Genomic DNA, 26,673 nt, shown 5'->3' with positions numbered 1-26,673 from the left:
GCACCCCCGCGACGACGAGCCGCGGGGGTGCTCATGGGTCACTTCCTACGCCAGAACACGAATGCCTTCAGAGCGTCGCCAACCTCAGCAATAACGGCCGGCCTATCGGAGCCCTTGACGCCCTGGACGCTGATGCGGAGCGCTCGAAGGAACGTCAGGCAGAGGACGAGGACGACGAGGAAGACGACTACAAGAACCGCGCCGAACGCGTACGGGGACACAGCAAGAAAATCAACAAGAGAGACGGACATCGAGACGGACCCTTCGCCTTCACGACGGAGGCCCTGGAAAAGGGCGCACTCCGTTGCGGTCGAATGACTGCAAGCTTCGCGGCGATCCCCATGAGGGGTGCGCGTCCACGTGGGGTCCGCCCGTGGTGGCGTGTCCGGTTTCCCGGTGCGGCGAGCACCATCTCACAAACCTGATGCGGCGTCAAGACGTGCGCCGCATCGACTGACCCGACAACGAAAGGAGGGGCCGCGATGGTTGCCCCCGGACCACGACGAGACCTCTCCAGCCCCAATAGCAGGGAGTACCGCGGGAAGGGAGCACGCAGAGCGACAGGCCCTGTTGTGCTGCCTCTTGCCGGCTGTGATCTGCCTGCCCCGGACATGCCGTCAGGGCGTGACTGGACGCAGCCTGAACAGGACATGTGGGCAGAGCTATGGGCGTCAGGCCAGGCGACGATGTGGGATGACTCATTCGTGCCCATGGTCGCCATGTTCGTACGCATCACATGCGACGCCTTCACTGGCCGTGTGACTGCGGGCCTGGCAGCAGAGGCGCGCTACCTGGCAGACCACCTTGGTCTGTCTCCTGCTGGGCTGAAGACGCTGGGCTGGGAGCTGGAGCGTGAGGGTACGGGCATGGGTGAGCTGCACACTGTGCCCACCTCACACAGCCTGGACATCACGGAGCGACGCTCACGCATGAGCGCATGAGCGCACGTAAGGCAGCACAGCTAGCTCGCAGGGCACAGGCAACGGCAGGGCAGGCGACAGGCAGTGCCTCGTCCGCAGTGCCTGCGGTGCTCATGCAGTGCTACGTAGACGAGTGGCTGACGTCCGCGGACGAGGCGCTGACCGACGGACAACGTGACGTCGTTGCGTGGAACCGCTGGCGACGAGCGCGACAGGCGTTCGCCGACGATCGCGGACTCACGCTCATGCAGGCGTTCGGCTGCGTGGCGCGTGGCGTCGCTGGTGAGAGTCGGCCGACGCTCGCTTGATGATCGCAACGTTCTGACCTGCGACGATTCCATGATCACCCCAGGGGGGTGATCCCCTTTTGATCTTTATGAAGACCGTAAGAGTGCTGGTAGGCGCTGTCTGGCAACCGGTTGGAGGTCGACCTACAGGCCCTCTCAGAGGCCATTCGGGGCCCCTGGAGGCCCTCTGACGCCCCTCCGGCCGGCTCGACACGGTGGATCGCGGGCGACGAACGATCAAGCCGGAGGCTGCGACGACCCACTAAGCGTTACGCCAAGACGAGGTAAAGTCGCAGGTGAGAGCGCTGAAAGTGGGACGCCGTCGCGTAGACTGGTCCCCATGGATCGAACCTGCGGACACTGTGACCGGCCAATGCCGGTCATGGCGCGCAGTCACGCGAAGGCTTGCTCTCCGCGATGCCGCAAAGCGATCTACCGAGCATCCAAGAAGGCACTGCCCACGGAGCTGACGACTCGCGACAGGTGGGTTCGTCGGTCCGCGACGAAAGTCCCGCTCACGGTTGCCGGCATGGCAGCCTCGTCGACGGACCCGCGGACATGGAGCAGCTACACGGACGCGTCGAAGTCGACGGCCGGTACGGGGCTTGGCTTCGTACTGAACGGTGACGGCATCGTCTGCCTGGACCTAGACCACGTCGTTGGACCTGACGGCGCCGTTGCCACGTGGGCGGAAGACATCGTCCGCAGGGCTGGCCGTACTTACATCGAAGTATCGCCGTCCGGACAGGGTCTCCACATCTTTGGCCTGGCCGACGTCCGACAGGGACGCCGGATCCGGAAGAGCGGCGGATACGCCGTGGAGGTCTACGGCACCGGACGGTTCCTGACCGTTACGGGGGACCGCTTCCGCGGCGCCCCGTCGGCACTGACCGACATCTCAGCGCTCGTCGACGAACTGACGTAGCGCACCAACAACCCTTGCCAGCCCCCTCGTCGTCGACGTGGGGGTGTTTGGCGTGCTCTGGAGGAGCCATGACCGCCGAGTCCACCCCTGACACCGCCTGCCGTCGCCCTGGCTGCACCTGGCCACGTGCCTACCGGAAGGGACGAGGTCCGGGCAGGCACATCCGCCTCAGTGCAACGTGCTCCTTCGCGTGCGGTGCGTGGATCGCACGCGCTCAGCTAGCCGTTGAGACCGGGGACGAGGCGGAGGCGAAGCGGCTGATGCACTTTGCGCGGCTGCTGGACCAGCGCAAGAGCACGCAGCGCCCCGTCCCCGGCATTTTCGACGTCCCCAGGAAGGCCGCCTAACGGTCGCGGAGGATCCGAACCACCACAACCACACAGACCAACTGTCAGGCCCGTAGCGGACGCGCTGCGGGCCTCTTGCATGCCCTGGAGGAACCCTTGAACACTCCCAACTCAGCCGTCTGCGCGCGCGACGGCTGCGGCTTCTATGTGGAGCTCGTCCTCGTCGACGACATGCCACTCCCGACCACTCATTGCAGCGACGCTTGCGCCGACTTCGAGTTCCTGCGTCGCAGCCTGGAGGCGATGGAGCCGGCACCCGACGTCATCGCGCTCTACGGCAATCTCCGCGGCGTCGCTGACGTCCTGGACGCCCGCACCGACCCGACTGACGTCGGCCCTCTGCTGGGGGTGATCGACGGTGCCGGATCTTGACATCGTTGGTGGCGCTGCGGTCGACGTCGTCCCGATCATCCCGCAGTTCCACAACAAGCTGAAGGCGCTCGTCCTCCCCATCGCCGACAAGGTAGGGGAGGACGCCGGCCGACGCATGGGCGACGCGATCAGCCGGAACATCGTGATCGCGATCCCGGACGCGATCACCCGCGGAGGCCAGGCCGCTCGCGGCGCTGCGTCCCGTCAGGGTGACAACGCCGGAGGTGCGTTTTCCCGCAGCCTGAAGCGAAAGCTAGAAGTTGCCTTCAAGGCAATGCCGAAGCTCCAAGTGGGCTTGTCTGACACGGGAGTTGACGCCGAACTGGCTCGCCTCCGCTCGAAGCTGGAACAGCTGAGCGGGAAGCGGATCGGGATTGACGTCGATGCCGGAGCGGCCCGCGCTGAAGTCCTCCGCATCGAAAAGGAGCTTCAGAGGCTCGGTGCGACGCACCCGAACGTAGCCGTTCGCGCCGACACGGCAACCGCCCGCGCGGCCCTGGCTGCTCTGCGCGAAGAGATCGACGCCGTGGACCGCAAGGACATCAGGATTCCCGTCCGCGTCGACACGACGCAGGCGACGTCAGCTCTGCTCTCCCTGACGCTGCAAATCGCTGCCGCAGCCGCTATCCCGCTTGGCCCGACCATCGCCGCGGGTCTCGGTGCCGTGGTCTCCATGGCCGCAGCAGCTGGCGCAGGTATCGGAGCCCTGGCCCTGGCCGCCATTCCCGCGATCAAGGGCGTTACCGACGTCATCCGACTGAAGTCGGCCGCGGAGGACGAGGCGAAGAACGCCACCGACCGAAGCGCAGCTTCAGCACAACAGGCGACGAGTAAAGCGCTCCAACTCGCAGGCGCACAGGCGCAGTTGGCGTCAGCTCACCGCAACGCCGCACGGACGATGGAGAGCGCGGAACGGGCAGTCGCCGACGCCTCGCAGCGCGCGGCTGAGATGCGTCAGGCCGCCGCTGACGGCGTACGTCGCGCAGAGCAGAGTCTCACCGACGCGAACCGCTCCGCACGTCAGGCAGAGCAAGACCTCACGCAGGCACGAGCTGATGCCGCCCAGCAGCTGAAGGAGCTGAACGATCGGCTCACTGACGGCGCCCTGGACCAGCGGGAGGCAACTCTCCGCGTCCGCCAGGCGCAAGAGGACTTGAACGCGACGCTCGCCGACCCCCGGGCAACGCAGCTCCAGCATGAGGCCGCTCAGCTTGCCCTTGACCGCGCGAAGCAGAGCCAGAAGGAACAGGCGCAGAACTACGCGGAGCTGAAAAAGTCCGCGGACGCGCAGAAGAAGGCGGGCGTCGAAGGTTCTGACGCTGTCCGTGCTGCGGCGGAGCGAGTCGGTAGCGCTCAGCGGACCGTTGCCGAGCAGACGGACGCATTGGCTAAGGCTCACGAGGCAGCCGCTAAGGCGGCACGCGACGGAGCCCGCAGCGTGGCTGACGCCGTGCGGGCCTCCGCCGACGCGCAGGTGTCTGCGGCTGAGTCCGTGGCCAGTGCTCAGCGTGGCGTCGACTCTGCGCGCCTGTCGTCGATGAAGGTGACCGACGGAGCTATCTCCAAGGAGGAGGAGTACCGCAAGGCGCTGGCGAACATGACGCCGGCCGCGCGTGGCCTCTTCGACGCAATCGCGGGACCGTCCGGGATCTCCAAGGCGTTCAAGGCATGGTCCCTGGAGCTACAGCCCGACGTCCTTCCGCTCTTCACGCGAGGCGTTGACTCCGCCAAGAACTCACTGCCTGGCTTGACGCCCCTCGTTCTCGGAGCAGCCGCGGGAATTGAGACGCTTCAGAACAAGGCATCGGCGGAACTGAAGACGCCATTCTGGCAGAGCTTCAAAGCTGACCTAGCCGATAGTGTTCAGCCGGCCGTTGAGGGATTCGGTGTCGCGTTCGGCAACGTGATCAAGGGTGTTGCCGGAATCATCGACGCGTTCTTGCCGCATATGGACGGCATTGCGACGAAGTCAGACAGCATCACGGGACGTTTCGCGAAGTGGGGTTCCAGCCTGAAGGGCTCCCCGAAGTTTGAGAAGTTCCTCGCGTACGTCAAGGACACTTCACCCGGCGTGGCATCGTTCATCGGCGACGTTCTGACGGCAGCCCTTGACGTGAGTAAAGCCGTCTCCCCGATGGCGATGACGGTTATGGCCGTTGTCGGCCCCGTTTTCGAAGCGGTCAGTTGGCTCGCGACGAATTCGCCGGAACTCGTGGCGGCGTTGTGGGGGATCTTCTTCGCTCAGAAGGCGATTGCCCTCGGTATGGTCGCGTTCTCCGCAGCTATGGCCGTGTATCAATCCGTTGTATTGCTTTCGACGATCGCAACGGCTGGATTCGGTACGGTCCTCACTGCGACGGGAATTGGACCGATCATCCGGGCAATTGTCATCGTCGTCGGCCTGTTGATCGCAGGCTTCATGCTCGCCTATTCCAACTCCGAGACATTCCGCAAGGTCGTCGACAAATCCTGGTCCGGTATCAAGGAAACCGTCAGCTTCGTCTGGAACAGCGTTTTGAAGCCCGCCTTCTCCGGAATCTGGACTGCGATGAAGGCCGTCGGCGACGTAGCAATGTGGCTCTGGAACAACGCCATCGGCCCTGTCTTCGGATTCCTGTACGAAGGCGCGAAGCTGCTGATCACGGGCCTGATCGTTCTGTTCCTCCTGCCCACCTGGCTTGCCATCAAGGCTCTCGGCAAGGTCGCAATGTGGCTCTGGGAAGAGGCGATTGGACCTGCCTTCGGCTGGATCGGCGAAAAGGCGCAATGGCTCTGGGAAAAGGTCCTGAAGCCTGTGTTCGGGTGGATAGGCGAAAAGGCAACGTGGCTGTACGAGAAGGCCATCAAGCCCGCCATGAAGCAAGCGAAGAAGGACTTCGAGACTCTCGGAGACGCTGGAAAGTGGCTCTGGGATAAAGTCCTGAAGCCCATCTTCGGGTGGATCGGCGACAAGGCAACTTGGCTGTATGACGAGGCCATCAAGCCGGCCTTCGACGGGATCAAGAAAGCGGTCAAGGCCGTCTCTCAGTCCTTCGAAGACAGCAAGAAGTCGATCAAGAAGTCCTGGGATCAGATCAAGGATATTGCCCGGGAACCTGTCCGATTCCTGATCGAGCACGTGTACAACGGCGGAATTGTTCCACTGTGGAACAAGGTAGCCGGAATCACTGGGGCGAAGGAAATCAAGCCGCTCGACCTTAAGGGATTCCATACGGGAGGAATTCTTCCCGGATATTCCCCGGGCGTTGACGATCGCGTAATTGCGGTCGGGGGCGGCGAGGCGATTCTCCGACCGGAGGTCACGCGCGCGATGGGTTCCGGACCTATCAACGCGTGGAATGCCGCCGCGCGTTCCGGTGGCGTTGGGGCCGTTCAGAAGGTGATCGCCAACGGAACACCCGCGTTCGCCAACGGCGGTATCGTCGGTGACATCTGGGGAAGCATCAAGTCCGCGGGTGGGGCCGTCGTAAACGGCGTCAAGGACACGGCCGACTTCCTGACGAACCCCGACAAGGTATTCAGCGCCGCTACCGGCTGGGCCAAGTCACAGATGAAGCAGTTCGCTTCGTCGAAGTGGGGCCAGATGGTCACGCAGATTCCTATCGGGCTGCTGAAGAGCCTGAAGGACTCCATCTTCGGCGGCGACGGAAGCGGCACAGCCGCAACCGGCAGCGTGGGTCAAGCCCTGACGTGGGCCCGCTCAAAGAACGGCATGCCGTACCAGTGGGGCGGAGCGGGTAACCCCTCCTTCGACTGCTCCGGCTTCATGTCGTCGATTCAGAAGCTCATCCTGGGGCAGGTCCCGAAGGGGCGCCTTTGGTCGACGTTCTCCTTCCAGGGTGACAACGCTCCGGCGGGGTGGGTGCGTAACCTGCGTTCGCCGTTCCAGATCGGCATCACGAACAACGGCGTCGGTCACACGGCCGGAACCCTGGCCGGCGTGAACGTCGAATCCAGGGGCGGTGACGGCGTCGTCGTCGGCAAGGCCGCACGCGGCTGGAACGACTCGCTGTTCACGCGTCGCTACGGCTTCAAGCCGGCACTGGGCAACACCAAGGGCTACGCAGACGGCGGATTCCCGCAGCTGGGACAGACTGCGTGGGTGGGCGAGAACGGACCCGAGCTGCTCCGCTTCCTCACTCCGACGCAGGTCTACAACAACCGCGACTCCATGGCGATGGCGCGCCAGGCACAGAGCGTTCCCGCTGCCGGATCCGGCCAGGCGCCGAACATTCGCGTGGAGAACCACGTATGGGTCGGTGACCGGGAAATCACGGACATCGTCGACGCCCGCATTGACGTCTACGACGCGGACACGGGCCGTGCGATCGAAACCGGCCGGTTCATCTAAGAACCACACAGAGGCCGTCTCCGCCGACATGGAGGAGACGGCCGATGCATTCCCCAACTGCCCCTGGAGCAGCCCGACATGGGCGCTCCAGGGGCTCCCCATGACTTGAGAGAGGTAACACCCATGAGCTTTACCGACCCCGCCAAGAGCCAGCCCGTTTCGTGCCCGCAGTGCGGCACCGACGTGGAGCAGACCCCCGGACGCGGAAAGGTCAAGCGTTTCTGCAACCCCAGCCACGGACGCTCGTGGCGCACCCGGATGCGCTCGGCCGGCTGGCTCTGACATCTCCGGGTCCGCTCACCCCTCGTCGGCGTACCGTCTGAGGGGTGAGCGAGCATCTCGGAGACAAGCTCTCCCGCCTCCGCCGGCTGTCCAACCTGACACAGGAGGAGCTGGCGGAGAAGTCAGGCGTGTCCGTCGACGTCGTGCGCAAGCTTGAACAGAAGCGCAAGGGGTCCGCACGCCTGCCGACGCTGCACGCGCTGGCCAGTGGACTTGGTGTCGAACTGACGACGCTCCTCGGTGATCCTCCCGGAGTCCCGTCGACAGGGGAGGCCGATCCGCCCCAGTTGGTAGCTGTGCGGCGCGCCATTCACCCTCCGATGTTCGCCCCACCGCAGGAGTCCGACGGGGCGGAGGTGCTCACGCCGGCACTGCTGCGGGCAGAGATCGCGGATGCGTGGTCCATGTACCACTCGGCAGAGTTCCCACAGCTACTGAACTTGCTCCCGGGGATCCTCGCTGACGCTCGTCTCACGGCGTCGGAGGGATCTGACGGAGGGCAAGCCGCACTCGGTAAGGCGTTCCAGCTGGCGGGACACCTGAGCATCCGGCTGGGGAAGCTTGACCTTGCCCTTGCGGCCCTGGAGCGGGCCATAGCTGCCGCTGAAGTGTCCGGGGATCCACTCCTCGTCCCCATGATCTGCAACAGCCTGGCGTGGGCGTACCAGAGATCCAACCGGCTGGACGACGCCAAGAGCATTGCTCTTTACGCGGCCGACGGCATGGAGCGGAACGGGCTCACCGACGACGCGTCAGGGCTCCGCGTGTGGGGCGGCTTGACCATGAGCGCTGCAACCTCACACGCCCGGCTGGACGAGTACGACGACGCGGACAGGATGATGCGCGCCGCGGAAGAGGCCGCTGGCCGCCTGTCGAAGATGCCACCCACGGAGGGGGACGGACGCCTCCTGTCCGTCTTCAGTAAGTCGTCCGTCCGCATCGAGCGCGTGCGCCTGGCGGTGCAGCACGAGCGGCCGGAGGAAGCCCTACGCCTGGCTAAGGGCATGCGCTTGTCGAAGGACACGCCCGAATCCTGGCGCACGTGGCTGCTTCTGGACGTCGCCCGCGCACACACCGATCTAGGGGATGCGGAAGGCGCGGTAAAGGCGCTGGAGAGCCTGCGGCGCGTAGCTCCCACTTGGATGCGTCATCACACATTGGCCGTCGCCATCGTGTCCGACTTGATGGCTCTCCAGAACCGCCCGCCAGGGCTCCGCACCATTGCCGAGTTCCTTGGAGTGACGAATTAGCGTCGCCGAAGTAGGACGCTGCATCCCTGTAGCGGAGCCTTGTGGAGCGAAACCCTGACGTCGTCGACAAGACGACGGAGGTACGGGGATGGAACGCACCACGACGATGCAGGGGCCTGTGTATTTGACGCCCTTACCGGCTGACCCGAAGCCGGCCCCGGGATGCGCGGTATGTGCTGCGCTCCACAAGCAATGGCGTCAGGCGACGGAGTTGGGCGGTCCTGCTTTCGACCGCTCGCACGCCTCCGACTTGGCGGTTGAAATGGGGCGGCACCCTCACCCCGGGAGGCGACGATGACCGGCCGCATGCTGCTCCGCAGCCTCGTCCACCGGATTGTCTCGCACCCCGATATCGCTCCGACGTTCGCCGCACGGTGTACCTCCTGCGGCTGGACCGCGGAACCGTCGAAGGACGGCGAAGAGGTAGACATCTCCTGCATGACCCACGCCGGACGAAGTGGCCACCGGCAGTACACCCGGACTGTGGTGGGTCACGCGTTCGTTGTCCGTGAAGGGGAGGACGGCAAGCCGCCTCCTGTTTCCTAGACCCGCGCTGCTAGCCGACTAGCGGCGCGGGGACGGCGGGTGCAGAGGTCGACATGCCCGCATCCGCCGTTCCACCTGGAGCCCCGTACTTCCGTCCCCCACGGAGGTGCGGGGCTTCCTTGTGCCCGAACGCGGAAGAGTGACATGTATGTCAGTGAGGTTCGAGCATGCCGGCCGCAAGGCATCGACGGACCGCCCCTGGCGCGGCGGCGGTCCGGTCGAGGCGGATGCCCCGGACGGCAAGGGCTGGCAGCCCGTCGCCCCGAGCCCGGTCGCGTACGACGAGGGCCACCCGGTGCCCGCCGAGCTGACCACCGAGGGCATCCAGCAGGTCGTCGCCCAGTTCGCGGATGCCGCCCGCCGGGCGCTCGCGGCCGGCTTCCGTGTCGCCGAGGTCCACGGCGCCCACGGATATCTGATCGGTGAGTTCCTCTCCCCGCACACCAACCACCGGACCGACGCCTACGGCGGCTCCTTCGAGAACCGCATCCGCTTCGCCCTGGAGGTCGTGGACGCGGTCCGGGCCGTGTGGCCCGAAGAGCTCCCGGTGTTCTTCCGGATCTCCGCCACCGACTGGCTGACCGAGAACGCGGACGACGAGCGGGAGGGCTGGACGGCGGACGCCACCGTCCGCTTCGCACGCGAGCTGCGGGCGCACGGCGTCGACCTGCTGGACGTCTCCACCGGCGGGCTCGCGCCGCGCGCGCAGATCCCCGTGGGGCCCGGCTACCAGGTGCCGTTCGCCGAGCGGGTCCGCACCGAGGCGGGCCTTCCGGTGGCCGCCGTCGGTCTGATCACCGACCCCGTACAGGCCGAGAAGATCCTCTCGGAGGAGCGCGCCGACGCCGTTCTCCTCGGACGGGAACTGCTGCGTGACCCCTACTTCGCCCGCAACGCCTCGCGCGCACTCGGTGGCGATGTTCCGACACCCGAGCAGTACCAGCGAGCTGTCTGACACGAGGATGCGCCCGGGTCGGGGGCCCGGGCTTTTCTCGGTACGCTGATCCGCGATGTTCACTCCACAGGGCCCGACCCTCCGCGAACTGGCCGTCCAGGCGCTCTCGTCGACGATGCGCGGATACGACCTGCTCGCCCCCAAGTTCGACCGGACGCCCTACCGGACCCCGGACCGGGTGCTCGACGCCGTCACCCGGGCGGTGCGCCCCCTCGGGCCCTTCGACCGAGGGCTCGACGTCTGCTGCGGCACCGGAGCGGGTGTGGGCGTACTGGGCGGGCTGTGCCGGGAGCGGGTCACCGGAGTCGACTTCAGCGCCGGAATGCTCGCCGTGGCGCAGGCGGCACGGGCGGCACGGCCGGAGGACGACGGCGGTCCGGCGGTGGACTGGGTGCGCGCCGACGCGCTGGCGCTGCCCTTCGCGCCGGTCTTCGATCTGGCCCTCAGCCTCGGGGCGTTCGGTCACTTCCTGCCGAAGGAGCGCCCCGAGCTGTTCCGGCAGGTGCACGCTTCGCTGCGGCCGGGTGGCCGGTTCGTCTTCCCGGTCGGTGCGCCGCCCCCGGTGGGTTCGCGTGCCTACTGGTCGCTGCTCGGCTTCGACGTGGCCATGCGTGTGCGCAACGCGCTGTGGCGTCCGCCGTTCGTCATGTACTACCGCACGTTCCGGCTTCCGGATGTGACGGAGGATCTCGTGCGCACCGGATTCTCCGTGCGGCTGCTTCCCCTCACGGACCTCGGCCAGGGGCCGGACGGCAGTCCCCGCGCCCGTCTGGTGGTCGCCACCCGCCGGTAAAACTACGACAGATCTCGTACAATGGACAGCCCGGACGAAGTGGAGCCACAGTGACGTCGAATGCCGCCCGTGCGCTCGCCCACCCCTCGCGGGACGAGATCCGCCTGGAGGGCGTGCTCCATGCGCTCTCCGACCCGATACGACTGCGGATCGTGCGCCAACTGGCAGGCGCCGCAGATGAGCTGGCCTGCTCCCGCTTCGAGCTTCCGGTCACCAAGTCCACCAGCACCCATCACTTCCGGGTGCTGCGCGAGAGCGGTGTGATCCGGCAGATCTACCGTGGCACCGCGAAACTGAGCGGCCTGCGGACAGAGGACCTGGACGCCCTTTTTCCGGGCCTGCTCGACAGCGTCCTCGGTGCGGCGGACCGGCAGGCGAAACGTCTCGGGGAGGACTGACCCCACGGCGGGCCGCTCAAGAGCTGTCCCGTCACCCGATGCCGTCGCCCCGCGCCGCGTCGAGCAGTCCGGGCCAGTCGGGGATCTTCACCTGTCCACGTCCGAGCGAACGGCCCAGTGCGGCCTCCGCCCGCTCGATCGACAGCCAGCCGTTCCACTCCACCGGGCGCAGCCCCCAGTTCCTCAGGGCGCCCAGCGGGTCGGCCGCGACCGCCCTTTCCGCGAGCAGCGGCGCGTCGTCGATCAGCGAGGCGACCGTCTCCTTGGCGCAGGACCTGTTCGAACCGATCACTCCCGTCGGGCCTCGTTTGATCCACCCGGCGACGTACTCCCCGGGCGACGCGACCCCGTCCCGCAGCACCCGGCCGGCCAGATGCGGCACCGTGCTCCGCGCCGGGTCGAACGGCAACCCGGGCAGCGGAGTTCCCCGGTAGCCCACGGCCCGCAGTACGAGCTGGGCCTCGATGTCCTCGTGGCCACCGGTGTCCCGCACTCCGCCGGCACCGTCCGGAGCCGTCCGCGCGAACCTCACACCCGCCACCCGTCCGCCCCTCTCCAGCAGCTCGACCGGGCGCAGGAAGAAGCGGAGCCGGATGTGGCGCTCGGGGTCGTCCTCCTGGGGCGGCGGATCGGTCGACCACCCGCGCAGCACCTCCAGATTCCGCCGCACCACGGCGGGCAGCGGTGGCGTCCCGGGCGCGCCCGCCGGGGCGGCGTAAGCAGGGTCGAGAGCCAGCTCCGCACCGTTCACGACCATCCGTGCGCGCGGCAGCGCACCGAGCTCGCGCAGTTCCTTCGTGGTGAACCTCGCCTGTGAGGGGCCCCGCCTGCCCGCGATGTGGACATCGCGGACCCGGCTCGCCGCGAGTGCGTCCAGGGCTGCCGGGGGCACATCGGTGGAACGCAGCTCCGCCGCGCCGCGGGCCAGGATCCGGGCCACGTCGACCGCGACGTTCCCCACGCCGATCACCACGGCCGAGCGTGCCCCGAGCGTGAAGCCGTCGGCGGCCGTGTCCGGGTGCGCGCTGTACCAGGAGACGAACTCGGTCGCGGAGAAGCTTCCCGGCAGATCCTCGCCGGGAACGGCGAGCGGTCGGTCGGCCGCCGCACCGACGCAGTAGACCACCGCGTGGTACAGCTCCTTGAGCCGGGCGGGTGACAGCCCGCCCTCGCCGCCCACCTCGACATGCCCGACGAAGGTGATCCGGTCGTCCTCCAGAACCGCCCGGAGACTGTTCTGGAGCGACTTGATCTTCTCGTGGTCGGGGGCGACCCCGTAGCGGACCAGGCCGTACGGGGTGGGCAGCCGGTCCAGTACATGGACCCGCACATCCGGCACCCGCGACTGCTGCAGCAGGGCCTGGGCGGTGTAGACCCCGCTGGGGCCCGAACCGACGACGGCGACACGGAGCACGGCGCACCTCTTCCCGCAGGATGTCTCCAGCATCGCACCGCGGGGCGCAACGGGGGAGAGGCACGCGGGGTCCGGTTTGCCCGCCCGGGGCCGTCAGGTCATGAGCTTGCGCATCCGGTCGATCTCCACGGTCTGCTGGGCGACGACATCGGTGGCCATCTCCTCGACGGTGACGTTGTTGCCGTCGGCGAGGGCCTCCGTCGCCATGGTGATCGCGCCCTGGTGATGGGTGATCATCAGGTCGAGGAACAGCGCGTCGAAGGCCTTGCCCCGTGCCGCGCGCAGCTTCTTCAGCTGGTCGTCGGTCGCCATGCCGGGCATGGCGGAGTGGTCGTGGGTCTCTGTGCGCCTGTTTCCGCCGTTGTTTTTCAGCCAGCCTTCCATCGCGCCGATCTCCGGCTTCTGACCTGCCGATATGCGTTCGGAGAGCCGTTCGACAGATGTGGAGGCGCCCCGTCCGGAGACCAGCGCGGTGAGGACCAGGGCCTGCTTGTGGTGCTCGATCATCAGCTCGGCGTAGCGGAAGTCCGCGGAGTTGGGGGTGTCGTCCCCGGCGGCCTTCACCGCTTCCTCGGCGGACAGGGTCCTTGCGGGCTCGCCCGGTTTTCCGGGCGCCACCACCGAAGGCCCCTTGTCCGTAGCGGATTTCGTCTCCTTGTCGCCGCTTCCGGAATCGCAGGCCCCCAGGGCGAGTACGGCCACCGCGAGCGTCGCCGCGAGAGCGGTTGCGCGTGTGCGCGGGGTCTGACGGCGGATCAACACGGCGACCTCCTGTGCCACATGGGTGTGTTGCAGACCGTCCTAACACCTTCCACAGGGCAAAGATCAAAAACTTTTATTACGTCTCTGTTGCCATCTGTTGGTGTGTACATGCGAGGGACGATACTGCCGGGGTCCATGCACCGTTCAACCATGAACGGCCACAAGGGAGGACGCAGTGACCTCGTTGCACACCACCAGAGTGCGGCGCAGACGTCTGGGTGTGGCGACAGCCGCGGCCGGACTGATCGCCACGCTGCTCACGGCCGGACCCGCGGCCGCGACACCCGACCCCGGTGACAAGGCTGCCACCAGCAGCGGTGTCTCCGTGAGTCAGCAGGCCGAAGCCAGGGCAGCCATCGAGAGCGGCGAGATACCCGGCGTGGACGAGATCGTCCACAGCGACAACATCACTCACGTCGCCAACGTTCCGAAGGACGCTCTGAAGGGCACGAACTCGGACCTGGTATTCCAGGGCAAGTACGCCTTCGCCGGAAACTACGACGGCTTCCGGATCTTCGACATCAGCAACCCGAAGAACCCGAGCACCGTCGCACAGGTCCTGTGCCCCGGTTCGCAGAACGACATCTCCGTCTCCGGAGACCTGCTCTTCCTGTCCACCGACTCCTCGCGCAGCGACAACTCGTGCGCCAGCACCACTCAGCCCGCCACGGAGAAGTCCTCCTGGGAGGGCATGAAGGTCTTCGACATCAGCGACAAGCGCAACCCGGAGTACGTCGCCGCAGTCGAGACCGCGTGTGGTTCGCACACCCACACGATCGTTCCCGAGCGCAAGAACGTCTACGTGTACGTCTCCTCGTACTCGCCCAACGCGACGTTCCCGGACTGCCAGCCGCCGCACGACGGGATCTCCGTCATCAAGGTGCCGCGCAACGCTCCCGAGAAGTCCCGGATCGTCAACTTCCCGATCCTCTTCCCGGACGGCGGGAACCCGGGCGCTCCGGACAACCCGGGTGTCTCCAAGACCACCGGCTGCCACGACATCACCGTGCTCCCGTCGAAGGACCTGGCGGCCGGCGCGTGCATGGGTGACGGCCTGCTGTTCTCCATCAAGGACCCCGAGAACCCGAAGATCATCGACCGGGTCCAGGACAACGTGAACTTCGCGTTCTGGCACTCCGCGACCTTCAACCAGGGTGCCGACAAGGTGGTCTTCACCGATGAGCTCGGCGGAGGCGGCGCGGCCACCTGCAACGACGAGGTCGGTCCGAACCGCGGCGCCGACGGCATCTACGACATCACCGGCAGGGGCGACCACCGCAAGCTGGTCTTCCGCAGCTACTTCAAGATCGACCGTCCGCAGGCCGAGACCGAGGTCTGCGTCGCCCACAACGGGTCGATCATCCCGGTCAAGGGCCGCGACCTGATGGTCCAGGCGTGGTACCAGGGTGGCGTCTCCGTATGGGACTTCACCAACTCCTCGAAGCCGAAGGAGATCGCGTTCTTCGAGCGCGGACCCATCACGACCGCGGCCGTCACCACGGCCGGTCCCTGGTCGGCCTACTACTACAACGGCTACATCTACTCCAACGACATCGCCAAGGGCTTCGACGTGCTGAGGCTCGACGACCGGCGGACGGACCCGGCGAAGCGGGTGCGGATGCACGAGCTCAACGTGCAGACGCAGCCGGACTACTTCGACCACTGACCCGGCCGTACCTCCCGCACATAACGCTGTGCCCCGCCAGGTGGTTCACACCCGGCGGGGCACGCTTAATTCATTGACCGACGAGCCACGCGGGGACATGCTGTACCCCTGGATCCGGCGACGCGGGGGATCGCCGGAATCAGAGGACCCAGCGGCATCGACGGGAGCCGGACGGAACCGGCGGTATCAGCCGCCGGGGGCCGTGTCGCACCGGACGCTCTCAGGCCGCCGGCCTCACGCTCGTACCCGCCGCCGCGGCCCACTCCACCAGCAGGCTCTGGTACTCCGTCTCGTCGTCCGGGGACAGCAGTCCGCCCGAGCGCTGCCACAGGTCACGAATCTCTTCGTTGACCACGGAGACGGAACGCACGGAACCGGACGTGTTCGGATACGGGGACATGCGTCCAGGCTAAGGCCCCTGTCCGACAATCAGCCCCATCGGCGGACAGGACATCCCTCACACCTTCTCCAGGAAGCCTTCACGAAGCGTGCGGATCCGGCCGCCCGTCCGTGAGCGTCACCAGCCCGAGCGCACGGAGCCCGTCCGGCCGCTCACGCACGGGCAAGTGATCCACGAAACGCACGTCACAGCCCAGTGCCGCCGCGCCCCCGTCCGCGTGCCGGTCGTCGCCGACCATGACCACGTCCGACGGATCGTGCCCCAGCAGCGTGCAGGCGGTCCGGAACAGGCGGGGATCCGGTTTCTGGATGCCGTGCTCGAAGGACAGGACGTACGCGTCGACCAGGCCGTCCAGGCCGTGTGCCCGGAAGACGGGCCGCAGATCCCAGCCGATGTTGCTGACCACACCGACCGCGATCCCGTTGCGCCGCAGCCCACGGAGCACCTCCAAGGCATCGGGGTACGGGCGCCATGCCTCGGGCGCCATATGGCGGTCGTACAACGCGTCGCACAGGCCGGGATCCGGCAGCTCGGCCCGGTGGGCCAGGCCGGTGTACGCCTGCCTGTGCAGCTCCGCGCTCCTGTCGCGATCGGCCCAGGCCGCCGTGAGGTGCGGCGGGATCCGCTCCGGACGAGGGCCGCCCGGCAGGGCCCCGGCAGCTGTCAGCCGCTGTACGTACCGTGCGAAGTCGGCCCGTCCCACGGTCGCGCCCCGTGCGTCGAGGACGGCGCGCAGCCACGAGTCGACCGACTCGATGCGGAAGAGGGTCCCGGAGAAGTCGAAGAGCACACCTTTGAGGGCCATGGTCCCTGATCCTCGTCGTCTCACGGGCGGTGCGACAAGGCCGCGTCCCGTCCGCCGCGCCGCCGGAGTGCCGTGTAACCGGCTGTCGAGAACGCGACCACGGCGGCGCCCAGCAGCAGTCCGCCCACGACATCGGTCATCCAGTGCACCCCCAGGTAGAGGCGGGTGACGGCCACCCCCACCACGGAGACCCCTGCCACCGCCAGTGCCGTGCGCCACAGCCTCGGCCCCGCATCGAAGAGGCGCAGCAGCCACAGCAGCAGTCCGCAGCTCACGACCGCCGTCATCGCGTGGCCCGACGGGAAGGCCGCGTAGTTCGCCGAATCCACCGGGTCGGGCCACTGGGGGCGCTCGCGGCCCAGGGCGGCCTTCAGCCCTTGCTGCACCGCGGTGGCGAGCGCACTCGTCGCGGCCACCCACACGGCGAGCAACCGCGCCCCGCGCCACCACAGGGCGATCACGGCCACGGCGATCAGAGCGCGCATCGTCCAGGGGTCCCACACCCAGTCCGTCAGTACCCGGTTGACCTGGACGAGCCCGGGCTCGGTCACCGCTCTGCGGTGCAGGGCCTCGGCGACCGTGCGGTCCAGCGACATCAGGGGCGACCAGCGAACCGCGACCAGGATCAGCAGCACAGCGGCCAGGGCCGCGCAGATGACTCCGGTCGTCGGAAAGCCGGCTTCGGTGTGCGGGGGCCGGGAGGGGGAGCGCATGGGGACGATCCTCGCGGACGTGGGGCGAAACCCACTCATCGCAGGGCGCTGAGTCCCGGAACGAAGGCCACCAACAGCGGTACGACCGGCACCAGGGCGGCCGCCGCGGTCAGCCGCAGCCGGCGGCCCGCGGTCAGCCGCTCCACCGGGGCGAGCAACCGGTTCACCCGGAGCGGCACTTGCGCGTCCGGGGTCGGGCACGGGCCGAACACCCCGCGGTCCTCGTTGAGTTCGACCAGGGCGAGGGCGATCGTGAGGCGCCCGAAGCGCCGGGACGCCACATCGTCCGCCGCCAGTTCGACCAGCCGGTGCATCTCGTCACGGAACGCCGCGAACACCGGTACCTGCGGGAACCCGGTCGCCAGCGCGGCCGAGCAGTGCAGGAGCCAGTCGTGGCGGGCCTGCGCGTGTCCCTGCTCATGAGCCAGTACGGCATCGAGCTGACGGCCTTTCAGCCGCCCGAGCGCCGCCGTGGTGATGACCAGTTGAGGCGCCGCACCGGGCAGCCACCAGGCATCCGGACGCTCGCCCTCCAGCACCACCAGAGGGTCGCTGCCGGGCTCCTCGCCGGGCATCAGCGGGGAACGGACCAGCAGTTCGCTCCGGCGCCGCCTGCGCCGCTGCTGCGCCCGGTGGATCTCCCGTACGAGCATGGCCGCGGTCCAGAGACCGCCGAGCGCGAGCAGCACCGCGATGACGGCCGACCAGGGTCCGTAGGCGGCCAGCGCGTAGGCCTCCACCACCGCGCGGGGGGCAGGCGCGAAGACCTGTCCGCGTACCTCCTGCCAGGCGGCGGCCGCACTGAGTGTCATGGAGAGCCCGAAGGAGAGCAGAACCCCGGCGACCACGCACTGCCAGACCCACAGGGCCACGACCGGCTCGCGCTCCGGCCACTGTGCCCGGGCCATCAGGCGCGGAGTCACAACGGCCGTCAGTGCACCGAGGACCAGCAGCACGAGGGAGACCAGCATGGGCGTCACCCTATGAGGGCCGCGGCACTCGCGGGTATGGCCGTGCACGCCAAGTGACGCACGACACGGCACAACGGGCCCGTTGTCTCACAGGGTGAGCAGCATCGCGAACATGCCTATCCCCATGGTCAGCCTGCAGGCCAGTGCCAGCTCGGGGCGTGACTCCCGGCCGGGGCCCGCCGCACCGCCCGGGCCGGCGACTGCGGTCACCGGGACCAGCCGTCCCGCGGAGCGCAGCACGTACAGCGCGTAGTACGCCAGCAGCACTCCGGTCAACAGGGGTATGCCTCCCGCCGACGCCGAGGATCCGGCGACCCCGTGATCCATGTGCCCGCCGCTCACGCCCCGACCCGCGCCTGGCGCCATCGCCACCGCCATGTAGACCATGGCCAGCGAACCGACCAGATGGTGCAGATGGTGGGCGCGGTAGCGGGCGGCCACGAGCACGCGCAGAGCCGCCCCGCCGAACAGCACCGCATACACCGCCCAGGTCCAGCCGGGCAGGGTGAACACGGCCGCGGGCACGGCCATCGCGGCCATGCCGAAACCCATCAGTCCCTCCGCGCGCGCAGTCCGGCGCTCCTCCGCCGTTCCGCTGCGCGTACGCAGCAGGCAGTACGCCCCCGTCACCCCGCACAGCACCATCAGCAGCCAGCCGGCCAACGCCGGTCCGTGCACGGTGCACCTCCCCCTCCAGGTGAACGCCTGTGTCACCTACTCGTTGCCCAGGGCCGGGTCGTCCTACCGGGGCGCACTGGGGTACTGGGGGAGCGCGCCAGGGCCTGCGGGGGGCGGCCGGTGGCCGGGTTAGTCTCGGACGGCACCGTCGGCAGCAGACAAACGGAGAACGCCACCATGGACATCGCACCGTCCCCTGACCGGGCCCAGCTGACCTTCCGCGACGCGACCGAGGACGATGTGCCGGTCCTCGTGCAGCTCATCCAGTCCGCCTACCGCGGCGACTCGAGCCGGACCGGATGGACCACGGAGGCGGACATCCTCCAGGGGCAGCGGACCGATGCGGACGGGGTGCGCGAGGTGGTCACGGCGGCCTCGGGGCGGCTCCTGGTGGCCGAGCGGGACGGCGACCCCGTCGCCTGCTGTCAGCTCGAGCACCGGGGCAAGGCCGCCTACTTCGGCATGTTCGCCGTGAGGCCCGGGCTCCAGGGCGCCGGACTCGGCAAGGTCATCATCGCCGAGGCGGAGCGCATGGTCCGCGAGAGCTGGGGCGTGACCGAGATGCACATGACGGTGATCTCGGTCCGCGAGGAGCTGATTGCCTGGTACGAGCGCCGGGGCTACCGCCGTACGGGAGAGCTGACGCCCTTCCCGTACGGCGACGAGCGCTTCGGCATCCCGCAGCGCGACGACCTCGCGTTCGAGCTGCTCGTCAAGGAGCTGTAGACCCGTCCGGCGCTCAGGCGGTGAAGCGGCCCGCCCGGCGGATCTCCGGATAGTCGGTGGTCGCTCCGTCCAGGCCCAGGCCGCGCACCAGCCGCAGATGGTCCTGGGTGTTCACCACCCAGCCGATCACCTTCAGACCCTCCGTGTGCGCCTGCTCGACGACCTCCAGCGTGGTGCGGCGGATGTTCAGGGCAAGCGTGGAAGCTCCCACCGCCCGGGCGCGTTCGACCACGTCCCCGCCCCAGTGGCTCGCGATGAGTACCGTCCGCACCCCTGGTACCAGCTGCGCGATCTCGGCGACCGCCTCGTCGTGGAACGACGACACCTCGACCCGGCCGGCGAGATCGCGCCGAAGCATCACCTCGGCGAGCGCCCGCGCCGCGGCCACGTCCTTGATCTCCGCCTGCAGGGGTGAGCCGACCGCGTCGAGCACCTCCTCGAAGACGGGTACCCGCTCACCCTGTCCGGCATCGAGCTCGCGGAGCTCTGCCAGCGTCTTCTCGGCGATCAGCCCCCTGCCGTCCGTCGTGCGGTCCACCGCGGCGTCGTGCATGACGGCGAGTGCGCCGTCCTTGCTCAGATGGAGATCCAGTTCGATGGCGTCCATGCCGGCCTGCTCCGCGTGCGCGAAGGAGCGCAGCGTGTTCTCCGGCTCGACACCCATGACTCCGCGGTGACCGATGGTGAGAAAAGTCAAGGCAATCCCGCTTCCGTCCGTCGTCGGCCCCCGCGTGCTGGTCATACCCCAGGGAACCAGGTCTCGCGCGCAGGAAGGCGAATGTCCTGCCTGTCCGGCGGAAGAAGTTGTCCAGCGGATGTGTGACAGGAAAAATAACGGTGATGATGGAGGATCGCAGGATAATTTTCTGGATCCGACTTGTTCGAAGTGGCCGTGCGTGGTTACCGTTGCTCCACGCGAGGTTCTTCTGTGAAGGAAGTGTTATGACGGAAATTCTTGAGCACACCGCCGCCACCGGCGCGATAGCTGCTGCCCCGCGGGTTGTCGAGCACCCGGCCTGGCCCGTGCTCAAGAGTGCCGTGGAAGAGATCCGTCCCTGGCAGTCGAAGGACGGCTCCATCGACTTCACGGCCGCGGGAGCCCCCTCCCCGGAGACGGCCACCGCCACGCTCGAGCGCGTGATCACCGCGGTCGAGGAGCTCTCCCCCCTGCTCCCGTACGACGCCGCGTACCACCGCGCCCTCGTCCAGGACCTGCGCCGCTGGGCAGCCGACGGCTTCGGCGTTCCGGACTTCCTCGACTCGCTCCTCGCCTTCCAGCCCGCCAAGAACCGCGCCGACGGACTCCAGCACCTCGTCGTCTTCGCGATGTACACCCAGAACGGCAACCCGGACCGCAACCTCGAAGCGGTCGTGCTGCGCATGGTCTGGCCCGAGTGGCTCGCCGACCTCGAGGCCACCCGCTACGACAACCCGCTGTTCTGCGGCATCACCTTCGAGGACTTCACCTCGGGTTACGACACCAACTCCGCCGTGCTCTTCCCCGAGACCATCGCCGTGCGCGAGGCGCCCGAGCGTTTCAGCTGGGGAGGCATCTTCTGCGACCGTGAGGCGGCCCGCTTCCGCCGCGTCACCGAGGCCTCCGTCGAGCTCCTGGGTGTCGAGCTGCCCGACGACATCCGCGAGATGATCGGCGACCAGAAGCGCTGCGAGCAGGCATTCGTACTCTGGGACATGGTCCACGACCGCACCCACAGCCACGGCGACCTGCCGTTCGACCCCTTCATGATCAAGCAGCGCCAGCCGTTCTGGATGTACGGGCTCGAGGAGCTGCGCTGCGACCTCACCGCCTTCAGGGAGGCCGTGAACCTGGAGGGCGACGGCTTCGGCCAGGGCCGCGACGTGCAGTTCGCGGTGCTGTTCGACCGGATGTTCCGCTTCCCCGTCACGGGCGAGCGCGTGCGCAACTACGACGGCCTCGGCGGCCAGCTCCTCTTCGCGTACCTCCACAAGCACGACGTGGTCCGCTGGACCGACAACACCCTGAAGATCGACTGGGCCCGCGCCCCCCAGGTCACCAACCAGCTCTGCGGTGAGATCGAGAAGCTCTACCGCGACGGCATCGACCGCCCCAAGCTGGTGCACTGGTTCGCCGCGTACGACCTGGTCGCCACCTATCTCGCCCCGCACCCCGGCTCCCGCTGGGCCAAGGGTCCGGACGCCCTGGACCTGACCCAGCCGCCGCGCAAGCTCGTCGACGACGTGCTTCCGGACGAGTTTCCCCTGAGCATGTTCTATGAGGCGCTTTCCAAGAAGCTGAAGCACGTGATCGCCTCCACCAAGGGGATCACGGCGACGGATGCCGAGCGGGCAGCTGCGTGAACGCGCGTTCTGAGGAGTCGGTGGCCATGAACGGAACAGACAAGAACGAGGGCAGCGGTGTGCTCGAGGGTGCGGTGATCGCGGTGGCCGGAGCGGCGGGGCCCGCCGGCCGGGCCACTCTGCTGAGGCTCGCCGAGGCGGGTGCGACCGTGGTGGCGTCCGACGCCCATCCGGAGCGGCTCGCCGAGGCGGTCGACGCCGCGCGCTACGCGCACGGTGGAGCGACCGTCACGGGAGACATCGTGGACCTGCTCGACGTGGGTGCCGCGCGTGAGTGGGTGGACAAGACGGAGAAGGAGTTCGGCCGGATCGACGGCCTCGTCCACCTCGTCGGGGGCTGGCGCGGCAGCGCGACCTTCGCCGAGACGTCGCTCGCCGACTGGGACTTCCTCGAGAAGCTGCTGATCCGTACGGTCCAGTCGACCTCCCTCGCGTTCCAGGACGTCCTGCAGCGCAGTGACCGCGGCCGCTATGTCCTGGTGAGCGCGGCAGGAGCCAGCAAGCCCACGGAGGGCAACGCGGCCTACTCCGCGGCCAAGGCCGCGGCAGAGGCCTGGACGCTCGCTCTGGGCGACGCCTTCCGCAAAGCGGGGGGCGACGACGGTCCGACCTCGGCTGCTGCGATCCTGATCGTCAAGGCACTGGTGCACGACGCGATGCGCGCCGAGCGCCCGAATGCGAAGTTTGCGGGCTTCACCGATGTCAAGGAGCTGGCCGAGGCCATCGCCGGCGTCTGGGACATGCCCGCCGGAGAAGTGAACGGAAAGCGTCTGTGGCTGACCCCGCAACCGTAAGGACCGATGCGCGACGTCACCACGATCCGCAGATACGCGGTTTCGCCAGTGACAACTACGCGGGCGCGCACCCGGAGATTCTCGCCGCCCTGGCCCTCGCCAACGGCGGCCATCAGGTCGCCTACGGCGAGGACGACTACACCGGGCACCTCCAGCGGGTCATTCACAGCCACTTCGGCCCGACCGCCGAGGCCTTCCCGGTGTTCAACGGCACCGGGGCCAACGTCGTCGCGCTGCAGGCCATGACCGACCGCTGGGGCGCGGTGATCTGCGCCGAGTCCGCCCACATCAATGTGGACGAGGGCGGAGCGCCGGAGCGGATGGGCGGACTGAAGCTGCTCACCGTCCCGACCCCGGACGGCAAGCTGACACCGGAGCTCATCGACCGCCAGGCCTACGGCTGGGACGACGAGCACCGGGCGATGCCGCAGGTCGTGTCGATCACCCAGAACACCGAGCTCGGTACGGTCTACACGCCGGCCGAGATCCGGGCGATCTGCGATCACGCCCACGAGCGGGGCATGAAGGTCCACCTCGACGGAGCCCGGATAGCCAACGCCGCCGCGTCGCTGGACGTGCCGATGCGCACGTTCACCAACACGGTCGGTGTCGACGTCCTCTCCTTCGGGGGCACGAAGAACGGCGCTCTCTTCGGCGAGGCGGTCATCGTCCTGGACCCGGACTCCGTCCGTGCGATGAAGCACCTGCGCAAGCTGTCGATGCAGCTGGCCTCCAAGATGCGCTTCGTCTCCGTCCAGCTCGAGGCGCTGCTCGCGCGTGACCTCTGGCTGCGCAACGCCCGGCACTCCAACGCCATGGCGCAGCGCCTCGCCGAGGGGGTCCGCTCGGTGGACGGCGTGGAGATCCTCTATCCCGTCCAGGCCAACGCCGTCTTCGCCCGCCTGCCGCACGACGTGAGCGAACGGCTGCAGAAGCGCTTCCGCTTCTACTTCTGGGACGAGAAGGCCGGAGACGTCCGCTGGATGTGTGCCTTCGACACCAGGGAAGAGGACGTCGACGCGTTCGTGCTCGCGCTCAAGGACGAGATGTCGAAGTAGTCGCAGGGGATGCGGCCGACCGGAACACCCGGTCGGCCGCATCGCTGTGCCCGGCGGGCGCACGCCCAAGTTCAGTGGAGTGAACCGTCCAGTACGCTGTGCCGTACCGCGTGCGGTGGTTCCGGAACGCCCGGACCTGTGCCCGCAACGCGTCGGAGCGAGGCGGACGATGGCACTGACGATCACGGTTACCGACGAAGTGCGCAGCCTGGCCCCGGACTTCACCCATGTCGCCGTCGAGGCGCACGGTCTGGTCAACGGGCCCAGCAACGAGGACAGTTCGGCGCTGCTGGACGATGCGACCCGCAGGCTGGTCGAACGGCTCGGCGGCCGGGCGCCGCACGAGGACCCGCACATCGCCGCCTGGCGCGAGACCTACACATCCTTCGGCGCCAAGCCCTCACGCACCCGCAACTCCGCCGAGGCGCTGGCCAGGCGCGCGCTCACCGAGGCCGGACTGCCCCGGATCAATCTGCTGGTCGACCTCTACAACGCCATCAGCGTCGCCCACCTGATCCCTGTCGGCGGCGAGGACCTGGACCGCATCGGCGGTGCCATGCGGCTCGTGCGCGCCACGGGGCTGGAGCCCTTCCCCACCGTCGCCGGCGGCGAGGGCGCCGTGGAACACCCCGAGCCCGGCGAGGTCGTCTGGCGCGACGACGAGGCAGTCACCTGCCGCCGCTGGAACTGGCGTCAGGGCGTGCGCACGCGTCTCACCGAGGAATCGGTGAACGCCCTCTTCCTGCTGGAGGGTCTCGCCCCCGTGACACCCGGCGAGCTCGGGGCCGCAGCCACCGAACTCGCCGAGTCCCTCGAGAAACTGAGCCCCGGGGTACGGATCACCCTCCACGAACCGGCGTGACGATCCGCTGCCGAACGGCCGGTCAGCCGAGCTCGCGGACCTCGGCGGGCGTCGGAGCCGTACCGCCGAGGTGCGCCGGGACCCACCAGGTGTCGCTCGCGTCCTTGGGGCGCACCGGATAGGCGCGCTGCGCCGCTTCCAGGAGCTCCTGCACGCGCTCCCGCAGCCGGCGGGTGATCGCGCCCGCGTACTGGTCGGTGGGCGCCTCCACGGGCTCGCCCACCCGGATGGTGACCGGGATGTGGCTGCGCCGGAAGTTGCGCGGGCGGCCCTTGGTCCACAGCCGCTGCGTGCCCCACAGCGCCATCGGGATCAGCGGCACGCCGGCCTCCTGGGCCAGCCGCGCGGCACCCGACTTGAAGCTCTTCAAGGTGAAGGACTGGGAGATCGTCGCCTCGGGGAACACACCGACGATCTCGCCGGACCGCAGCGAGGCGAGCGCGTGCGCGTAGGCGTCCTCGCCCTGTTTGCGGTCGACAGGGATGTGCTTCATGCCCCGCATCAGCGGGCCGGAGACCTTGTGCCGGAAGACCGATTCCTTCGCCATGAAGCGGACGAGCCGCTTCTGCGGGAGGGCGCCGAGTCCGGTGAAGATGAAGTCCAGATAGCTGATGTGGTTGCTGACCAGTACGGCGCCACCGGTCTTCGGGATGTGCTCCGAACCCTGTGTGTCGATCTTCAGGTCGAGCGCCTTGAACAGCGTACGAGCGGCGCCGACGACCGGCCGATAGACGAGTTCTGCCATCTGGATGAAGACCCTTCTTCAGTGCCTGGGGTGGGTTCTCCCGGCGGAAGTTACGCAGCCGTAGGTAATCGGCATTGTGGCGATCGTGCCCCATGTGCGACGCCGTGGCCAGCCCCAAAGGGCCCGGCGCGCGAGATTCTCGTCACGTGAAACCTCCGGGAATGTAATGGGGCCATACGATGCTGACCCTTTGCGCAGAGCTCTGAGAAGGAGGACGCGGATGGACGGGCAGACGGCTGCCGAGACCCTGGACGCTGCCCAACTCGGCGCGGAACTGGGGGATCGGGCGACTCTGGTGCAGTTCTCCAGCGCGTTCTGTCAGCCCTGCCGGGCCACTCGGCGCACGCTGACCGAGGTGGCGGGGATGGTCGACGGCGTGGCGCACATCGAGATCGACGCCGAGGCGCATCTCACCCTCGTACGCAGACTCGGTATCGGTCGCACGCCCACCGTCCTGGTGCTCGACGCGGCGGGCAGGGTCGTCCGGCGGGCCGCGGGGCAGCCGAGGACGGCCGATGTCGTCGCGGCGCTGGGGCAGGCGTTGTGACGGACCGTGATGCATCTCCCACATGGCGGGACGCGCTTGACTGCACACACCACGTATCGAAAGTCTGACGTCATGCCGCCAGCACTCCTTCTCTACGGCCGGGTCCACATCGACCTCGTACGCCATGCCAGTGCGCGCTGTCCGGGTGCCTGAGAACCCACGGCCCCGTACATCCCCTCGCAGAAGGACTCCCATGACGGCCTCGCCCGATCTCGCCGCCCCCCGGACGGCCTCACCCGAACTTCTCCGTTCGGTCTTCCGACAGCACGCCGCCGGTGTCGCCGTGATCACCGCGGCCGGCGAGCGCCCGGTCGGCTTCACGGCCACCTCGCTCAACTCCGTCGCCGCCGAGCCGCCCCTCATCTCCTTCGGTGTGGGTACCTCGTCCTCCAGTTGGCCCGTGGTGGCCGAGGCCGAGCACATCGGCGTACACATACTCGGCGAGGAACAGCGGGAACTGGCCGCCACGTTCGCGCGCAGCGGCGCAGACCGGTTCGGCCCGTCCACCGGCTGGCGCAGTGGGCCGGAAGGCGTGCCCCTGCTCGACGGTGTGGTCGCCTGGCTCGTGTGCCGAGTGGTGGCCCGGATTCCGGCCGGGGATCATCGCATTGTGATCGCTCAGGCGGTGGTCGGGGATCCCTCCGGAGGTGGCCGCCCGCTCGTCTACCACCAGGGCCGATTCACCGCTCTGCGAGACTGAGAACCCGCATGCGGCACATGGGCGGACCGCGTTGGCAACGTCACAGTTCCAAGCGCTTGCTTATGG

26 protein-coding genes and 1 pseudogene are annotated in these 26,673 nt (G+C 68.1%); 17 read left to right on the top strand and 10 right to left on the bottom strand.

Annotated elements, in window-relative coordinates; genetic code table 11:
- Positions 1 to 38: 38 nt before the first annotated feature.
- Positions 39 to 251 carry a hypothetical protein gene (locus tag ACFW9O_RS18290; RefSeq protein WP_384610500.1) on the bottom strand — a complete coding sequence of 71 codons (213 nt, stop codon included), beginning with the start codon at positions 249 to 251 and terminating at the stop codon, positions 39 to 41.
- Between the two features lie 507 nt (positions 252 to 758).
- On the opposite strand from ACFW9O_RS18290, the gene ACFW9O_RS18285 reads away from it, so the two are divergent.
- The 9 genes and pseudogenes from ACFW9O_RS18285 (at position 759) to ACFW9O_RS18245 (ending at position 11,426) form a co-directional block, all read left to right on the top strand.
- Entirely contained in the window at positions 759 to 941 is a 183-nt protein-coding gene (locus ACFW9O_RS18285; protein ID WP_384610498.1) for a hypothetical protein, read from the top strand.
- Positions 942 to 1,736: 795 nt separating this feature from the next.
- Positions 1,737 to 2,132, top strand: a complete 396-nt coding sequence (locus tag ACFW9O_RS18280) for a hypothetical protein (protein WP_384610496.1) — start codon at positions 1,737 to 1,739, stop codon at positions 2,130 to 2,132.
- Between the two features lie 443 nt (positions 2,133 to 2,575).
- Positions 2,576 to 2,851 (top strand): hypothetical protein, encoded by a 276-nt coding sequence (locus ACFW9O_RS18275; protein WP_384610494.1) that lies wholly within the window; start codon positions 2,576 to 2,578, stop codon positions 2,849 to 2,851.
- A complete protein-coding gene (locus ACFW9O_RS18270; RefSeq protein ID WP_384610492.1) occupies positions 2,838 to 7,202 on the top strand; it encodes a hypothetical protein in 4,365 nt (1,454 codons plus the stop codon). The genes ACFW9O_RS18275 and ACFW9O_RS18270 overlap by 14 nt, the downstream gene beginning before the upstream one ends.
- Before the next feature lie 123 nt (positions 7,203 to 7,325).
- Complete coding sequence (locus ACFW9O_RS18265; protein ID WP_384610491.1) at positions 7,326 to 7,484, top strand: hypothetical protein; 159 nt, start codon at positions 7,326 to 7,328, stop codon at positions 7,482 to 7,484.
- 44 nt (positions 7,485 to 7,528) lie between these two features.
- Complete coding sequence (locus tag ACFW9O_RS18260) at positions 7,529 to 8,734, top strand: helix-turn-helix domain-containing protein (RefSeq protein WP_384610489.1); 1,206 nt, start codon at positions 7,529 to 7,531, stop codon at positions 8,732 to 8,734.
- A 709-nt stretch (positions 8,735 to 9,443) separates the two neighbouring features.
- Positions 9,444 to 10,235: pseudogene (locus tag ACFW9O_RS18255) on the top strand (tRNA-dihydrouridine synthase); the annotation flags it as partial.
- A gap of 55 nt (positions 10,236 to 10,290) precedes the next feature.
- Positions 10,291 to 11,028 carry a class I SAM-dependent methyltransferase gene (locus tag ACFW9O_RS18250; RefSeq protein WP_384610487.1) on the top strand — a complete coding sequence of 246 codons (738 nt, stop codon included), beginning with the start codon at positions 10,291 to 10,293 and terminating at the stop codon, positions 11,026 to 11,028.
- Between the two features lie 50 nt (positions 11,029 to 11,078).
- Positions 11,079 to 11,426, top strand: coding sequence for an ArsR/SmtB family transcription factor (locus ACFW9O_RS18245; protein WP_384610485.1), 348 nt, complete (start codon positions 11,079 to 11,081; stop codon positions 11,424 to 11,426).
- A gap of 31 nt (positions 11,427 to 11,457) precedes the next feature.
- Here ACFW9O_RS18245 and ACFW9O_RS18240 read toward each other — a convergent pair whose 3' ends face one another.
- Positions 11,458 to 12,840, bottom strand: a complete 1,383-nt coding sequence (locus tag ACFW9O_RS18240; protein WP_384610483.1) for an FAD-dependent oxidoreductase — start codon at positions 12,838 to 12,840, stop codon at positions 11,458 to 11,460.
- Between the two features lie 93 nt (positions 12,841 to 12,933).
- Positions 12,934 to 13,602 carry a DUF305 domain-containing protein gene (locus tag ACFW9O_RS18235; protein ID WP_384610481.1) on the bottom strand — a complete coding sequence of 223 codons (669 nt, stop codon included), beginning with the start codon at positions 13,600 to 13,602 and terminating at the stop codon, positions 12,934 to 12,936.
- A gap of 175 nt (positions 13,603 to 13,777) precedes the next feature.
- Here ACFW9O_RS18235 and ACFW9O_RS18230 point away from each other — a divergent pair, with 175 nt between their 5' ends.
- Positions 13,778 to 15,268, top strand: coding sequence for an LVIVD repeat-containing protein (locus tag ACFW9O_RS18230; protein ID WP_384610479.1), 1,491 nt, complete (start codon positions 13,778 to 13,780; stop codon positions 15,266 to 15,268).
- 220 nt (positions 15,269 to 15,488) lie between these two features.
- Here the strand turns inward: ACFW9O_RS18230 and ACFW9O_RS18225 are convergent, their stop codons facing one another.
- The 5 genes from ACFW9O_RS18225 to ACFW9O_RS18205 all read right to left on the bottom strand — a co-directional run bounded on the left by ACFW9O_RS18225 (position 15,489) and on the right by ACFW9O_RS18205 (position 18,835).
- Positions 15,489 to 15,668, bottom strand: a complete 180-nt coding sequence (locus ACFW9O_RS18225; RefSeq protein ID WP_351177248.1) for a hypothetical protein — start codon at positions 15,666 to 15,668, stop codon at positions 15,489 to 15,491.
- 79 nt (positions 15,669 to 15,747) lie between these two features.
- The gene (locus tag ACFW9O_RS18220) at positions 15,748 to 16,473 is read right to left on the bottom strand and encodes an HAD family hydrolase (protein ID WP_384610477.1); all 726 of its coding nucleotides are present in this window, start codon (positions 16,471 to 16,473) and stop codon (positions 15,748 to 15,750) included.
- Positions 16,474 to 16,493: 20 nt separating this feature from the next.
- Positions 16,494 to 17,186 carry a phosphatase PAP2 family protein gene (locus ACFW9O_RS18215; protein WP_384610475.1) on the bottom strand — a complete coding sequence of 231 codons (693 nt, stop codon included), beginning with the start codon at positions 17,184 to 17,186 and terminating at the stop codon, positions 16,494 to 16,496.
- Between the two features lie 35 nt (positions 17,187 to 17,221).
- Positions 17,222 to 18,157, bottom strand: a complete 936-nt coding sequence (locus ACFW9O_RS18210) for a M56 family metallopeptidase (RefSeq protein ID WP_384610473.1) — start codon at positions 18,155 to 18,157, stop codon at positions 17,222 to 17,224.
- An 87-nt stretch (positions 18,158 to 18,244) separates the two neighbouring features.
- The gene (locus ACFW9O_RS18205; RefSeq protein WP_384610471.1) at positions 18,245 to 18,835 is read right to left on the bottom strand and encodes a DUF5134 domain-containing protein; all 591 of its coding nucleotides are present in this window, start codon (positions 18,833 to 18,835) and stop codon (positions 18,245 to 18,247) included.
- A gap of 177 nt (positions 18,836 to 19,012) precedes the next feature.
- Between ACFW9O_RS18205 and ACFW9O_RS18200 the strand changes: the two genes are divergently transcribed.
- A complete protein-coding gene (locus tag ACFW9O_RS18200; RefSeq protein WP_351177233.1) occupies positions 19,013 to 19,561 on the top strand; it encodes a GNAT family N-acetyltransferase in 549 nt (182 codons plus the stop codon).
- 13 nt (positions 19,562 to 19,574) lie between these two features.
- On the opposite strand, the gene ACFW9O_RS18195 is transcribed toward ACFW9O_RS18200, so the two are convergent.
- The gene (locus tag ACFW9O_RS18195; protein ID WP_384610822.1) at positions 19,575 to 20,225 is read right to left on the bottom strand and encodes a glycerophosphodiester phosphodiesterase; all 651 of its coding nucleotides are present in this window, start codon (positions 20,223 to 20,225) and stop codon (positions 19,575 to 19,577) included.
- Positions 20,226 to 20,503: 278 nt separating this feature from the next.
- Here ACFW9O_RS18195 and ACFW9O_RS18190 point away from each other — a divergent pair, with 278 nt between their 5' ends.
- The 4 genes from ACFW9O_RS18190 to ACFW9O_RS18175 all read left to right on the top strand — a co-directional run bounded on the left by ACFW9O_RS18190 (position 20,504) and on the right by ACFW9O_RS18175 (position 24,615).
- Positions 20,504 to 21,901: a DUF6421 family protein gene (locus ACFW9O_RS18190; protein ID WP_384610469.1), complete on the top strand. Its 1,398-nt coding sequence runs from the start codon at positions 20,504 to 20,506 to the stop codon at positions 21,899 to 21,901.
- Between the two features lie 26 nt (positions 21,902 to 21,927).
- Complete coding sequence (locus tag ACFW9O_RS18185; RefSeq protein WP_384610467.1) at positions 21,928 to 22,695, top strand: SDR family NAD(P)-dependent oxidoreductase; 768 nt, start codon at positions 21,928 to 21,930, stop codon at positions 22,693 to 22,695.
- Complete coding sequence (locus ACFW9O_RS18180) at positions 22,674 to 23,753, top strand: low specificity L-threonine aldolase (protein WP_351177224.1); 1,080 nt, start codon at positions 22,674 to 22,676, stop codon at positions 23,751 to 23,753. Before ACFW9O_RS18185 ends, ACFW9O_RS18180 begins: the two co-directional genes overlap by 22 nt.
- Before the next feature lie 169 nt (positions 23,754 to 23,922).
- Positions 23,923 to 24,615: a B3/4 domain-containing protein gene (locus ACFW9O_RS18175; protein WP_384610466.1), complete on the top strand. Its 693-nt coding sequence runs from the start codon at positions 23,923 to 23,925 to the stop codon at positions 24,613 to 24,615.
- Positions 24,616 to 24,637: 22 nt separating this feature from the next.
- Here ACFW9O_RS18175 and ACFW9O_RS18170 read toward each other — a convergent pair whose 3' ends face one another.
- Positions 24,638 to 25,360 carry a lysophospholipid acyltransferase family protein gene (locus tag ACFW9O_RS18170; protein WP_351182317.1) on the bottom strand — a complete coding sequence of 241 codons (723 nt, stop codon included), beginning with the start codon at positions 25,358 to 25,360 and terminating at the stop codon, positions 24,638 to 24,640.
- A gap of 220 nt (positions 25,361 to 25,580) precedes the next feature.
- On the opposite strand from ACFW9O_RS18170, the gene ACFW9O_RS18165 reads away from it, so the two are divergent.
- Both ACFW9O_RS18165 and ACFW9O_RS18160 read left to right on the top strand, forming a co-directional pair.
- Complete coding sequence (locus tag ACFW9O_RS18165; RefSeq protein WP_384610464.1) at positions 25,581 to 25,907, top strand: TlpA family protein disulfide reductase; 327 nt, start codon at positions 25,581 to 25,583, stop codon at positions 25,905 to 25,907.
- Between the two features lie 193 nt (positions 25,908 to 26,100).
- A complete protein-coding gene (locus ACFW9O_RS18160; protein ID WP_351182311.1) occupies positions 26,101 to 26,607 on the top strand; it encodes a flavin reductase family protein in 507 nt (168 codons plus the stop codon).
- Positions 26,608 to 26,673 lie beyond the last annotated feature (66 nt).

The organism is Streptomyces sp. NPDC059499 (genome assembly GCF_042749285.1).
In the GTDB taxonomy this organism is placed as follows: Bacteria; Actinomycetota; Actinomycetes; order Streptomycetales; family Streptomycetaceae; genus Streptomyces.
Note: the sequence above shows the minus strand (reverse complement) of the source record. Positions and strands in the feature narration are given on the sequence as shown.